This is a genomic window from Desulfosporosinus acidiphilus SJ4 (genome assembly GCF_000255115.2).
Taxonomy (GTDB): Bacteria; Bacillota; Desulfitobacteriia; order Desulfitobacteriales; family Desulfitobacteriaceae; genus Desulfosporosinus; species Desulfosporosinus acidiphilus.
This window is the reverse complement of sequence record NC_018068.1, coordinates 3393752-3406843: the sequence shown is the minus strand read 5'-3', so window position 1 is coordinate 3406843 and position 13092 is coordinate 3393752. Positions and strand designations below refer to the sequence as shown.

At 45.3% G+C, this 13092-nt stretch carries 11 protein-coding genes; 8 read left to right on the top strand and 3 right to left on the bottom strand.

All coding sequences use genetic code 11. The features are described 5' to 3' along the window. Window positions 1-177: 177 nt before the first annotated feature. On the bottom strand, window positions 178-1785 hold the full coding sequence (locus DESACI_RS15520; protein ID WP_014828145.1) for an N-acyl-D-amino-acid deacylase family protein: 1608 nt from the start codon (window positions 1783-1785) through the stop codon (window positions 178-180). A gap of 264 nt (window positions 1786-2049) precedes the next feature. Here DESACI_RS15520 and DESACI_RS15515 point away from each other — a divergent pair, with 264 nt between their 5' ends. Beyond that, window positions 2050-2943 (top strand): NAD(P)/FAD-dependent oxidoreductase, encoded by an 894-nt coding sequence (locus tag DESACI_RS15515; protein ID WP_014828144.1) that lies wholly within the window; start codon window positions 2050-2052, stop codon window positions 2941-2943. A gap of 206 nt (window positions 2944-3149) precedes the next feature. On the opposite strand, the gene thrB is transcribed toward DESACI_RS15515, so the two are convergent. Both thrB and DESACI_RS15505 read right to left on the bottom strand, forming a co-directional pair. Further along, window positions 3150-4046, bottom strand: coding sequence for a homoserine kinase (thrB, locus tag DESACI_RS15510; RefSeq protein ID WP_014828143.1), 897 nt, complete (start codon window positions 4044-4046; stop codon window positions 3150-3152). Then, window positions 4043-5338 carry a homoserine dehydrogenase gene (locus tag DESACI_RS15505; protein WP_014828142.1) on the bottom strand — a complete coding sequence of 432 codons (1296 nt, stop codon included), beginning with the start codon at window positions 5336-5338 and terminating at the stop codon, window positions 4043-4045. Before DESACI_RS15505 ends, thrB begins: the two co-directional genes overlap by 4 nt. A 365-nt stretch (window positions 5339-5703) precedes the next feature. Here DESACI_RS15505 and ilvE point away from each other — a divergent pair, with 365 nt between their 5' ends. From ilvE to leuB, 7 genes are all read left to right on the top strand, one after another. Then, window positions 5704-6603 carry a branched-chain-amino-acid transaminase gene (ilvE, locus tag DESACI_RS15500; protein ID WP_014828141.1) on the top strand — a complete coding sequence of 300 codons (900 nt, stop codon included), beginning with the start codon at window positions 5704-5706 and terminating at the stop codon, window positions 6601-6603. Between the two features lie 20 nt (window positions 6604-6623). Next, the gene (gene ilvB / locus DESACI_RS15495) at window positions 6624-8312 is read left to right on the top strand and encodes a biosynthetic-type acetolactate synthase large subunit (protein WP_014828140.1); all 1689 of its coding nucleotides are present in this window, start codon (window positions 6624-6626) and stop codon (window positions 8310-8312) included. 4 nt (window positions 8313-8316) lie between these two features. Next, window positions 8317-8796 carry an acetolactate synthase small subunit gene (ilvN, locus tag DESACI_RS15490; RefSeq protein ID WP_014828139.1) on the top strand — a complete coding sequence of 160 codons (480 nt, stop codon included), beginning with the start codon at window positions 8317-8319 and terminating at the stop codon, window positions 8794-8796. A gap of 69 nt (window positions 8797-8865) precedes the next feature. After that, window positions 8866-9864: a ketol-acid reductoisomerase gene (ilvC, locus tag DESACI_RS15485; RefSeq protein WP_014828138.1), complete on the top strand. Its 999-nt coding sequence runs from the start codon at window positions 8866-8868 to the stop codon at window positions 9862-9864. A gap of 121 nt (window positions 9865-9985) precedes the next feature. Beyond that, window positions 9986-11251 carry a 3-isopropylmalate dehydratase large subunit gene (leuC, locus tag DESACI_RS15480; protein WP_014828137.1) on the top strand — a complete coding sequence of 422 codons (1266 nt, stop codon included), beginning with the start codon at window positions 9986-9988 and terminating at the stop codon, window positions 11249-11251. Window position 11252: 1 nt separating this feature from the next. Beyond that, the gene (locus DESACI_RS15475; protein WP_014828136.1) at window positions 11253-11741 is read left to right on the top strand and encodes a 3-isopropylmalate dehydratase small subunit; all 489 of its coding nucleotides are present in this window, start codon (window positions 11253-11255) and stop codon (window positions 11739-11741) included. Further along, window positions 11734-12801, top strand: coding sequence for a 3-isopropylmalate dehydrogenase (leuB, locus tag DESACI_RS15470; protein ID WP_014828135.1), 1068 nt, complete (start codon window positions 11734-11736; stop codon window positions 12799-12801). The genes DESACI_RS15475 and leuB overlap by 8 nt, the downstream gene beginning before the upstream one ends. Window positions 12802-13092 lie beyond the last annotated feature (291 nt).

Sequence of the window (13092 nt, the reverse complement as noted above, 5' to 3'; positions counted from 1 at the left end):
AATGTTTTTTGTTTAATAAGAAATTATACAAATATTGAATAATAAGCACAAGTACAATGAAATAGGCGTAGGGTGGGCGGCCAAACCTCCGGAAAGGGGGTGAGGCGGGATGGATAGGTGCAAAAAGCTTTAATGTTCTTTGTTATCAGACCGTAGGGGTATTTACAAGATATTTAGTTATAATATCTCACCGTTTCTCAATAAAACTTGACCGGCATTGATTGCCTGAACGATCCCATGATCTAAAGCTACTTTGCCATTAACTATAGTAAAATGTACCCCGCTGGCCATGGTCAACGGATTAAGGACATCAATTTCAGTGTTAGAGGGATAGGTGAAATTTTTCGGATCAAAGATTGTAATGTCGGCAGCATTTCCCCGAGCCAAAATTCCCCGCCCATGTAAGCGAAATTGCCGGGCAGGAAGAGAAGTTACTCTGCGAATAATTTCTTCTATAGTAACACCTTTGTTCTTACATAAGTCAAAATAAATGGGAAAGGCCCCTTTTCTGAACAATTCATACCAGTCAAAAGGATCCTGCCAATCGCCGAAGATCCGGTCCGAGCCCACCATGACTAAGGGGTTATGAGCAATATCATCAGGATAGGGGATTCCGGGAAAATCCCAACGGTTAACTCCTCCTTGACAGAAGGTCAGGTTGGGGGTGTTTTCTTTTAAGAGCTGAAAGAGGAGCTCATCGACGGTCACTCCTCTTTCCTCGGAGATATCTTTGAGAGTCCGATTTTCCATCTGAGGATCAAGGGTATGATAAACCATCAATTGATCCTTAAAGCGAATTTTTCTGAGCAATGCTTTTGTGATTTCAAAGTTCCGGCTCCCCAGCGAAGAAACGTTAGCCTCCGGTGATTGGCTCAGCGCTGAACCAGAGAGGAGAAATTGCAGAAACCTCTCCCATCTCTTAAAGTGACCGCTGCTTTTAGGAATTGTATCAACTCCGATTTCCAGGCCTCGATTCCTTGCCGCCAAGATCTCGGCAAAAGCATCCGGGCAAGTTGGCGATAGATGGGAGATTTGTACCCTGGTTCCTGAACTTTCACCTATTCTGATGGCCTCTTTAACGGCAGCGAGAAGCCCGAGATAGGTTCTTAGATGGGTTGTATAGATCCCGTCATAGTTACGGATGATGGCGGACAGCTTAATGAGTTCATCGGTACCTGCAAAGCGTCCGGGTGTATAGGCTAAACCGGTGGATAGTCCTAAAGCCCCTTGTTCCATACCTTCTTCAATTAAGCGGACGAGCTCCTTCTCCTCGGAAAAATTCGGTATACCAGTCTTAGTCCCCATGATACTCCAGCGTAAACAACCATGTCCTAAGAGAAATCCCATATTGATGTTATGACCTCTGGTTTTAACAATATTGATATAGCCGGAAAAATCTCCCCAGGGGGGATTTAAGGTTCCGAGCCGCATTTTTTCCTTGGACGAAATCAATCCGGTTCTCGCCATATAATCGAGGATATTATATGAGCTATAAGGGGTTATAGAATGCCCACAGTTACCATTGACAGTGGTGGTCACTCCTTGACGTAAAAAATCTTTAAAGTTACCGCTTGTCAAAACTGCGAGTTCGCCATGGACATGGGGATCAATAAACCCCGGGCTGACTATCAGCCCGGATGCATCAATGACTCTCGCGGCGGGATATTCAAGTTTGGTACTGATTTCTAGGATTTTACCTTGACGTACGGCCAAATCGCCGAAGTACCCAGATATTCCGGTACCATCGATGATCCAGCCATTTTTTATTAAAAGATCAAAGTTCATAAATCTCCGCCTTGTCAAAGAAGTAATGTTCCTTGTTACTACCTTATCTTGTTTACTTTAATGGGTACCATTATTGTATTGTCAGCAAATTTATTAATACTCCCCGAATTGCCTAATATTCCCTGATGAGATTTAGCAAAACTTAATCTGTTCTTAGCAAGTTGGGAAAATCAAAAACATTGTTGCTATTTTTTTATTGAATTTTGGGGAACACTTTCGCTATGAAGAAAAACTACAGAGAATAATCCAGGAGGTGTACATAACGTGTCTGAGGATCTTTCCAATATCAAAGATCATTATGAGCTTGTTATTATTGGCTGCGGACCTGCAGGGATGGCTGCAGCCCTGAATTCCAAAATTAGGAAAAGGGATTTTATCTTATTAGGTTCAGAATTCTGCAGCCCCAAGCTCGCCAAAGCACCTCAGATCGATAATTGGCTTGGTTTCCCCGAAATTAGTGGCGAGGAATTGAGACAGCGATTTTTAAATCATCTGAAGGAGAAAGACATAGCCATTGTTCCTTTTAAAGTTACGAATATCTATCCGGGGCCTCCCTTTACCGTTATGGGCAAGGAGAGATCCCTGGAAGCGGATGCTCTTATTTTGGCAACGGGTGTGTCAGCAAGCAAATTATTCCCAGGAGAGGCTGAATTGCTGGGGATGGGGGTTGGCTATTGTGCCACCTGTGATGGCCCGCTCTATAAAGACAAGATCGCTGCGATTATTTCCTATAATCAAGAAGGCGAAGATGAGGCTAATTTTATGGCCGGCATCTGCTCTAAAGTCTATTATGTTCCATATTATACCGAACTTACGCGACTGGATTCCAGAGTTGAAATCAAAAAAGGTAAAGTGAAAAAAATACTAGGGAAACAAAAGGTGGAGCAGCTTGATCTTGGGGAGGAGCAATTAAACGTCGATGGAGTCTTCATTATCCGAGATAACCTTCCCGCCGAGCAGTTGATTTCCGGTCTGGAAATGGAAGAGGGTGCTGTAAAAGTTAATCACAAATTGGAGACTAGTTTGCCCGGTTTATTTGCAGCCGGAGATTGTACCGGGCAACCCTATCAACTAATTAAGGCAGCTGGAGAAGGAGGTACTGCAGCTCTACAGGCGGTTAAATATCTGGATAGTCTAAAAGCTGGCCAAGGGGTATGATCTTAATTGAAAAATGGACCCTATGAGAGACAGTTTTTTGCTTATTAAGTCGAAAAGTCAAAGAGGATTGTGAGAAGTAAGGCGTTCTCCTTGCAAAAATAAAGGGACCTGGATTGTCTTGCAACAGCCCCGGGTCCAGAACTTTGCTTAGGTGGGGGACGTCTCTCTCCACTCTAGCCATAATGCTCAGCCTAAGCTGAACAAGTTTACTTTTCTGAAAAAATTACTCCCTCGTGATCCATGTCGAGTGTAAGAGCTTGAGCCTCTACTCCAAATTGGCCTATAGTTGACAGCATTTTCTGACGAACGTCATCCTTTGAAATTTCCGGAACTAAGGCGATTAAGGTTGGGCCGGAACCACTTAGGGCGGTTCCGTATGCCCCAGCTTGTTCTGCAGCTTTGAGCGTTTCAAACATTCCCGGAATGAGAACAGAACGCTGGTTTTGATGAAGCATGTCGCGCATGGCTTCTTTTAAGAGGGGATAATTTTCACGAATAAAGGCATCAATTAAAAGTCCTGCGTGGGAGATATTGAATACGGCATCTTGACGCGAAACGTTGGGGGGCAAAATGCTCCGGGCCTTTTCTGTTTTTAAACGCAGATTAGGGATCAGGACAACTGCCTTGAGGTTTGTTCCCTGGCCCAGTACTCTTGGCAGAATGCCGTTTTCTGTAGAGACCGCTAACGTGATTCCGCCGTAGAGAGCCGGGGTGACGTTATCGGGGTGTCCCTCGAGGGTATTGGCTATTTGCAGTAACTCTAATTTTGACAGAGGTGTACCGGCTATTACGTTGGCAGCCGCTAGACCGCCGACGATAGCGGCAGAACTGCTTCCCAGACCACGAGCCGGGGGAATGTTATTTTCCAGGGTCAGGGCAACGGTGGGAATTGGATAATTAATGCTCTCCCAGAGATGGCGCATGGTTCTCCATACTAAATTGGTCTCGTCGGTGGCAATACCTTCATTATAAGTCCCGGTCAAAGAAATTCGAAAAGGACGGTCAGTTTCAATGGTAATGGAGTTGTACAGTTGAAGGGCCAGCCCGAGACAGTCAAAACCTGGTCCTAGGTTAGCGGAGGTTGCAGGAATTTTTACAATCATGAGTTCATATCCTCCCCTTTTTCAAAGCGAATGACATTGTGAATCATCAGAACTTTATTGTAGGCTCGGATTGAGTCAAGAGCTTTTTGCAGTGCGCCTTCGCGACAGGGGTGCGTTACCAAGACGATTTCGGCTTGCTGCTCTCCGCGTGGTTTTTGAATGATGGAAGCAAAACTGATATTTGCTTCGGCAAAGAGCAGCGCTAAGGTGGCAAGGACCCGCGGCTCGTCTTTAACGAGAAGACGGATATAAAAGGCAGTGAAGAATTCAGAGGCAGCCTTAATTCCGAGATCGCGATAACAAGTGCAGTTAATCATCGATGTGGAGCCGGACTGAATGGTGCGAATAACTCGAATGATGTCTGATACTACAGCGCTGCCTGTGGGCAAAGATCCTGCTCCGCGGCCATAGAACATGGTTTCTCCTACTGCGTCGCCGACGACATAAATGGCGTTAAAGACGCCGTTTACGGATGCTAAGGGATGGTTCATGGGCAAGATTGCCGGATGAACTCGTACTTCAATTCCCTCCGGTTGATGTTTAGCAATGGCCAGAAGTTTTATGGTACAGCCTAGCTCCGCGGCATAGGCTAAATCTTCTCGGGTAATTTTGGAAATTCCTTCGACAAAAACGTCTTTAAGAGTAACGCGTGAATTAAAGGCAATGGAGGCAAGGATGGACAATTTACGGGCAGCATCTAAACCATCAACATCCGCAGAAGGATTGGATTCGGCATAACCTAAACTTTGGGCCTCAGCCAGAACTTCAAAATAATCGCGGCCTTGTTCTGCCATAGCGGACAAAATATAATTGGTTGTTCCGTTAATGATTCCCATCAGGGCTAAGATCCTGTTGGCGGCGAGAGCATGTTTAAGGGCGGCTATAATCGGAATACCACCGGCAACACTGGCTTCAAAATAGAGGTCTTTGCCTGACGCACTGGCAGTTTCAAGGAGTTCCTGCCCATGGAGAGCTAATAAATCCTTATTAGCCGTGACTACGTGTTTTCCTTGGCGTAACGCTTCTAATATATAAGAACGGGCGGGTTCGATTCCTCCCATCACTTCAACGACAATATCGATTTCCGGATCCTGGAGAATATCTTCAACATGGTCAGTGAGCTGAAAATCCCCCTGAACTTCTCGGGGTAGGCTGGGGTTGCGAACAAGAATCTTTTTTATGTGAATTTCACTTTGAGTCCGTGTTTGTATATCTTCGGCATTTTGCTGCAAGATGTTGACTACGCCACTACCAACTGTTCCAAGACCTAACATTCCAATGTTTATGGGCATTTTTGGCAGCTCCTCTCAATAAAAACAAATGTATTGCCATAGTGGACATTATACCGCTTTATCTTAAGTTTTGACAAGGGATACGGGAACTAATTATGAATTTCAGGGAAAAAGGGTTGACACTGAGGAATGTATTCTGTATCATATACACAACGTTAGCAATATTAATGTCTTATAACAGAAGAGGAAGTGTATCTAGGGTTCCGGGGGTAACCTGTCTGGTCCAAGCGATACAGGATCCAATTACGGATTTACACCGTGGGTAGAAAAAACCCAAGCGGAAAGTTCCACGTTGCTAGGGACTGGGCTTGGGTTTTTAATTGTCTGAATTATATTGGGAATATTAATGGAAAGGGGTTAATCGAATGGGACTTGTTATATACTGTAATGGGGCTTTCGTTGCTGAGGAAGAAGCGAAGGTATCAGTTTTTGACCATGGTTTTTTATATGGGGATGGTATTTTCGAAGGAATTCGCGCTTATCATGGCCGAGTTTTTAAATTAGCGGAACATTTAAAACGTCTCTATGAATCTGCTAAATCGATTCATTTATCCATCGGGATATCTAAGGAACAAATGCAGGAGATCGTTTTGGAAACCTTGCGCAGAAACGGCTTAAAAGATGCCTATATCCGTTTAGTTGTATCCCGGGGCAAAGGAGATCTGGGACTTGATCCTAACAAATGTCCTCAGGCAGCTATCTACTGCGTAGCAGATCAAATAAAAATTTTTGAATCGTTGATGTATGAAAAAGGTTTAGAAGTAAAAACCGCTGCCACTCGCAGAAATAATCCTGATTCTTTAAATCCCAGAATTAAATCCCTCAACTATTTGAATAATATTCTTGCCAAAATCGAAGCAAATCAGGCAGGAGTCGTCGAAGCAATCATGTTGACTCAAGATGGTTACGTTGCCGAAGGAACTTCTGACAATATATTTATTGTTCGCAACGGAGTACTGATGACTCCTCCTTTATCTGTCGGGGTTTTGGAAGGCATAACCAGGAACTCTGTTCTGGATCTCGCACGTGAATTGGGAATTAAAACGGCCGAAGAATTATTTACACGTCATGATCTCTATACAGCCAGTGAATGTTTCTTAACGGGCACGGCCGCCGAACTAATCCCTGTGGTTAATGTGGATGGACGAGATATCGATGATGGGCTTCCCGGCGAAGTCTTTAAAAAACTTCTTGCCGCTTTTAGAGCATTAACCCTTGTGAACGGTCCTGAAATTTATGAAGTTCGAAGTGCCACTGCCAGATAATTTTAGGGGGGAAAAGGTCTATGAACGAAGAAAAGAAGGGATTAAGTGGAGCAGAAATTTTACTAAAGGCCTTGCAAGAGGAAGGCGTGGAAATCATTTTTGGCTATCCTGGCGGGGTATTACTTCCTTTATATGACGCAATGCTGGATAGTCCGATACGCCATATATTAGGGCGCCATGAGCAGGGGGTTGTATTTGCCGCTGACGGATATGCAAGAGTGAGCGGCAAAGTAGGCGTTTGTCTTGCGACGTCAGGCCCAGGCGCTACAAATTTGGTCACTGGCATTACTAATGCTTTTTCAGATTCGATACCTCTTGTAGTTTTAACGGGGCAGGTGCCTACGAGTTCCCTTGGTTCGGACTCCTTTCAGGAGGTAGATATTATCGGAATTACCATGCCGATAACAAAGCATTCCTATTTGGTTAAGGATCCCCGCGAACTTCCCCGGATTGTTAAAGAGGCCTTTTATCTTGCCCGCACCGGGCGACCGGGCCCTGTTCTCATTGATCTGCCGAAGGATGTTTTAGCCGAGGAAAATGTTGAACCTTTCCCCAATGATATGAAGCTTAAGGGCTATAAAATCTTTGGCAGGGGTAACAACAGTAATGTCGAAGAAGTTGTCCAAGCGCTCTCGGAGTCTAAAAAGCCCGTCATCTATGCTGGCGGGGGAGTTGTGACGGCAAATGCCGAAGGCGTTCTCCGTCAATTGGCCGAAAAGGTAAATTTGCCCGTTGTCACGACGTTAATGGGGATTGGAAGTCTGCCTTACAGTCATCCTAATCTTTTGGGTATGGTTGGTATGCATGGTACAGTAACAGCCAACTATACAGTGGATGATTGTGATTTGCTTATCGCTGTTGGAGTTCGCTTCGATGATCGGGTAACTAGCGGCTTAGGACATCGCTTTGCAACCAAGGCGAAAGTTATTCATATCGACATTGACCCGGTGGAAATCAGTAAAGTCGTTAAAACCCACCTACGAATAGTAGGAGATGCCCGCAAAATTATTGAAAAATTACTGGAGGTTCTGCCGGAAAATTCTCTTCCTGGAATTGACGAATGGTGGGGACAAATTCGCAGCTGGCAGAACGATCATCCTTTAAGCTGTGATCTAAACGGTCTTACACCACAGTTAATCATAAAAACCCTGGGAGAATTGGCCGGCAGTGAAGCTGTTATTGCTACGGATGTCGGACAACATCAAATGTGGGTCGCTCAGTTTTATCCTATCGAGCAGATGCGCAATTATGCCACAAGCTGTGGCCTGGGAGTTATGGGATACGGACTTCCCGCTTCTGTCGGAGCCCAGTTTGCTCGTCCCCATGAAAAGGTATTTCTTGTAACGGGAGATGGTTCACTGCAAATGTCCATCCAAGAACTGGGGACTATTGCTCAAAACAAACTGCCAGTTAAAATTATCTTACTCAATAACGGTGTTCTGGGAATGGTCCGTCAAATGCAGAAAATGTTTTATGACGGTCGGTATAACCAAATTCAGCTGGAAGGGAATCCGGATTTTGTGAAGGTCGCCGAGGCTTATGGGATTCGCGGAATCCATGTAAATTCTGTGGATCAAGTACGCAGTGCTATCGAGGAGGCCGTTAATTATTCCGGTCCGATTTTACTGGACTTCAAAATTTCTCCTGAAGAAAATGTTTTACCCTTCGTTCCTCCCGGAAAGGCTATCACTGAAATGATTGTGAGGTAATCGTATGTTGCATACACTTGCAGTTCTTGTAGAAAATCACCCGGGTGTTCTGATTAAAGTCGCAGGGCTTTTTGCCCGCAGGGCCTACAACATTGAGAGCCTGACAGTTTGCCAGACTGAGGACCCGGAAGTATCGCGGATGACCATTGTCGTGGCAGGTGACGATCAAGTCATTGAACAAGTAAGAAATCAGCTGAGTAAACTCGTGGTTGTTCATACCGTTGTGGATTTGACGGAAATGAGCGTTGTGGATCGCGAACTGGCTTTGGTTAGGATTCCGATTAACTCAGAAACTCGCTCAGAAATTTTTCAAACGGTGGATGTTTTCCGGGGGCGGGTTGTTGACATGGGAAGAAGCAATATCACTGTGGAATTGACCGGAGACATTGACAAAATCGATGCCTTCGTCCATACCATTCGTCCCTATGGATTATTAGAATTAGTTCGCACAGGAAAAATTGCGATTATGAGATCCGAAGCTTGAGGTGTATAATAGATACAGCTTACTGCTTATTTTATTATAATAGTTTAGAATTAGAGAGGAAGATTTCTTATGGCAAAAATGTATTACGAAGTTGACGCAAATCTGGAATTACTCAAAGGAAAAGTTATTGCGGTTATGGGTTATGGCAGTCAAGGACATGCTCAAGCTCAAAATCTTAAAGATTCCGGACTTAAAGTATTAATCGGACTTCGTCCCGGCAGCGCTCGCTGGAAACGGGCTGAGGACGCAGGTTTTGAAGTTATGACCGTTTCTGAGGCAGCCGCTCGTGCTGATATTATTCAAATCCTTCTTCCTGATGAAACGCAAAGTAAAGTCTATGAAAATGAAATCAAGCAACATTTAACCTCCGGCAAAGCGCTTGTTTTTTCCCATGGCTTTAATATTCACTTTGGCCAAATTGTTCCTCCCAGTGATGTCGACGTTTTCATGGTTGCACCAAAAAGTCCGGGGCATCTGGTCCGCAGAACCTACACTGAAGGCGCTGGAGTACCATCTTTGATTGCTGTTCACCAAAATGCTACCGGCAAAGCCAAAGAATTGGCCTTAGCTTATGCGAAAGGAATTGGCTCCACGAAAGCCGGGGTATTAGAAACCACCTTTGGTGAAGAAACCGAAACAGATTTATTCGGAGAACAAGCTGTTCTTTGCGGAGGGACTTCGGAACTCGTTAAAGCCGGGTTTGAAACCTTGGTGGAAGCCGGATATCAGCCGGAAATTGCTTACTTTGAATGCTTACATGAGCTCAAGCTGATCGTAGACTTAATGTATGAAGGCGGCTTAAGCTGGATGCGTTATTCGGTGTCGGATACTGCTCAATACGGAGATATGACTGTAGGGAAGCGGATTGTCAATGATGAGACCCGCAAGGAAATGAAGCAGGTATTGACGGAAATTCAAAACGGAACCTTCGCTAAAAACTGGTTATTGGAAAACCAAGCCAACCGTCCGGCCTTTAATGCTATGGCTCGCCGTGAAGAAAATCATCTTATTGAAAAAGTTGGAGAAGAATTGCGCGGGATGATGAGCTGGCTGAAAAAACACGAATAAAGTTCGATTTGATGCTAGTTCAGGTTATCGTCAGCGAAGCCTCAATGTTCGGCTCAAGCTGAAGGAGTCATTCGGTACGTTTTATAAATAAAAGGCAATTATAAAGGAGGGAGTAAGAGCTATGTCCATGACCATAACTGAGAAGATTCTTGCAAAACATGCCGGATTAGATGAGGTGGTGCCCGGGCAACTGATTACTGCCAAGTTGGACCTTGTCTTGGCTAATGATGTCACAGGACCGGTAGCGATCCGGGAGTTCGCTAAGTTTGGCACCGACAAAGTTTTTGATTCTCATAAAGTGGCTCTTGTTCCGGATCATTTCGCTCCGAATAAAGATATTTCTTCGGCAGAACAATGTAAGGTCATGCGGGATTTCGCTCGCAGTCAAGAGATAGAACACTATTTTGAAGTGGGGAAAATGGGGATAGAGCATTGCCTGCTTCCCGAACAAGGACTCACTTTACCCGGAGATCTTATTATCGGTGCTGATTCTCATACCTGTACCTATGGCGCTGTGGGAGCTTTTGCCACCGGTGTAGGCAGCACGGACTGTGCCGCAGGTTTAGCTACCGGTGAAGCTTGGTTTCGGGTGCCTGAATCCATGAAATTTGTCTTTCACGGAACTAATTTCCAGAAGTATGTGGGCGGAAAAGATCTTATTCTTTATCTCATTGGCAAAATTGGTGTAGACGGTGCCCGCTACCGAGCGATGGAATTTGCCGGAGAGGGAATTTCGGCTCTGTCCATGGACAATCGTTTTACAATGTGTAACATGGCTATTGAAGCTGGGGCTAAAAACGGCATTATTGCCCCTGATGAAAAGACCTTTGCTTATTTGGAAGGACGAGCCAAACATTCCTATACTTCTTATTACAGTGATAAAGATGCTAACTATGTTGAGATTCAAGATATTAACGTTGCAGATATTCCTTTGCAAGTAGCTTTTCCCCACCTTCCGGAAAATACTAAATCCGTTCAAGAAGCGAGCGGGATAAAAGTAGATCAGGTTGTGATCGGTTCCTGCACCAACGGCAGGCTGGAAGATCTGCGGCTGGCGGCAGATATCCTGAGAGGCAAAAAAGTTCATCCTGAGATCCGTCTTTTGATTTTCCCGGGAACGCAAACCATTTATCGCGATGCCATGAAAGAAGGCATTATTGATACTTTGATTGAGGCCGGCGCAGCGGTGAGTACGCCGACCTGCGGCCCATGCTTAGGCGGTCATATGGGTATTCTAGCCAAAGGCGAACGGGCAATTTCCACCACCAATCGAAATTTTGTAGGACGCATGGGTCATGTCGAAAGCGAAGTTTACTTGGCTAATCCGGCGGTAGCTGCTGCATCTGCCATTAAAGGACAAATAGCCCATCCAGAGGAGGTATCTTAAGATGGGAAAAGCATGGAAGTTTGGACATGACATTGATACGGATGTCATTATTCCGGCCCGCTATTTAAATCAGTCTACTCCGGAACATCTTGCCGTACATTGTATGGAAGATGCAGGAACCAAGTTTGCTGAGGAAGTCAGCTCTGGAGATATCATGGTCGGCGGAAAAAATTTCGGCTGCGGTTCTTCCCGGGAGCACGCCCCTATTGCTATTAAAGCTTGCGGTATTAAAGTAGTTATTGCTGAATCCTTCGCCAGGATTTTCTATCGAAATTCTCTTAATATTGGCTTGCCGATCTTAGAATGCCCCGAGGCAGTGGCAGGAATTTCTCAGGGTGATGATTTGGACGTTGATTTAACCACGGGTAAGATTATTAACAAAACCACAGGATCAGAGTTTCAGGCCCGGCCCTTTCCTCCGTTTATGCAGGAATTGATTCGTGCAGGCGGGCTAATTCCTTATGTCCGAGGGAGGGAAGAGAATGCCTAATGTTGTCGTTCTTCCGGGAGATGGTATCGGTCAGGAAATTACGCCGGAAGCAATTAAGGTGTTAAAGGCTGTCTTAAAAGACAGCTCTTTAAAGTTGGAGTTTGAGAATTACTTAATAGGCGGAGCAGCCATTGATGAAGCAGGCAAAGCTCTTCCGGATGATACCCTTGAAGCAGCCCTTGCAGCTGATGCGGTTCTTCTGGGATCGGTGGGCGGACCGAAGTGGGATACCCTCCCTGCCCAGCAGCGCCCTGAGTTGGGGGGCCTGCTCGCTATCCGCAAGGCTCTGAGTCTCTTTGCTAATATCCGGCCGGTCAAAATGCTGCCTATGTTAGTCGAAGCGTCGACTCTTCGTCCCGAAGTTGTTAAAAATGTTGACCTGGTGGTCTTGCGCGAGTTGACGGGCGGTCTGTATTTCGGAGAAAAAGGAAGAAAAACGAATCCCCCCAGTGCCTACGACACGTTGATTTATTCAGATGAGGAAATTCGCAGGATTGTTGATCTTGGTTTCCAAATGGCTCGCCAACGCTGCGGCAAGCTCTGTTCAGTGGACAAAGCCAATGTTTTGGAGTCCTCGCGTTTTTGGCGTGAGATTACCCTGGATGTTGCCAAGAAGTATCCTGAGGTTGAGTTAACTCATATGTACGTAGATAATGCTGCTATGCAGCTTGTCCGTTACCCGACCCAATTCGATGTCATTGTGACAGAAAACATGTTTGGAGATATACTGACGGATTTAGCTTCAATGCTCATGGGCTCTATTGGCATGATTTCTTCAGCCAGTTTAAACGGGAAGAAAGGTCTCTATGAACCGGCTCATGGGTCGGCTCCCGATATTGCGGGTAAAAATATCGCTAATCCTTTAGCCACCATTTTGTCAGGGGCATTGATGCTGCGTTATTCTTTTGATTTGGAAGATGAAGCAAAGCTGATCGAGCGTGCTGTGGAGAGCGTATTGGAACAGGGCTATCGTACAACGGATCTTGCGAAACCGGGTGATAAAGTACTGGGAACCCGGGAGATGGGGGACGCAGTTGTCGCTGCTTTAGGCAAGAAATAACTGAGCTGACCCTATTAGGACCAGCAGAGAAATTAGGAATCCGTGATTAGAAATCTCTAATTACCTGGAGGATCATGGGGATTCCTGAAATTTCCTAACATGTCAGACTTGAAATTAGTAAGTACATGCGCTAGAGTATAATTAATTGTATATGTATAGAATGCCAATGAACGATCCAGTATGATGGACGCCGGAGTTCAGAGAGAAAAACAAACGCTGAGAGTTTTTCCGCCCGCGTTGTCAGAAACCCAGTCGTGAGGCTCTGATGATGAATCAGACGGTTTCCCCCGT

Excerpts from the sequence above, each read along its gene's own strand:
- DESACI_RS15520 (WP_014828145.1), bottom strand. The coding sequence starts at position 1,785 with ATGAACTTTGATCTTTTAATAAAAAATGGCTGGATCATCGATGGTACC.
- thrB (WP_014828143.1), bottom strand. The coding sequence starts at position 4,046 with ATGATTGTAAAAATTCCTGCAACCTCCGCTAACCTAGGACCAGGTTTT.
- DESACI_RS15505 (WP_014828142.1), bottom strand. The coding sequence starts at position 5,338 with ATGCCCATAAACATTGGAATGTTAGGTCTTGGAACAGTTGGTAGTGGC.
- leuB (WP_014828135.1), top strand. The coding sequence starts at position 11,734 with ATGCCTAATGTTGTCGTTCTTCCGGGAGATGGTATCGGTCAGGAAATT.
- ilvC (WP_014828138.1), top strand. The coding sequence starts at position 8,866 with ATGGCAAAAATGTATTACGAAGTTGACGCAAATCTGGAATTACTCAAA.
- ilvE (WP_014828141.1), top strand. The coding sequence starts at position 5,704 with ATGGGACTTGTTATATACTGTAATGGGGCTTTCGTTGCTGAGGAAGAA.
- ilvB (WP_014828140.1), top strand. The coding sequence starts at position 6,624 with ATGAACGAAGAAAAGAAGGGATTAAGTGGAGCAGAAATTTTACTAAAG.
- leuC (WP_014828137.1), top strand. The coding sequence starts at position 9,986 with ATGTCCATGACCATAACTGAGAAGATTCTTGCAAAACATGCCGGATTA.
- ilvN (WP_014828139.1), top strand. The coding sequence starts at position 8,317 with ATGTTGCATACACTTGCAGTTCTTGTAGAAAATCACCCGGGTGTTCTG.
- DESACI_RS15475 (WP_014828136.1), top strand. The coding sequence starts at position 11,253 with ATGGGAAAAGCATGGAAGTTTGGACATGACATTGATACGGATGTCATT.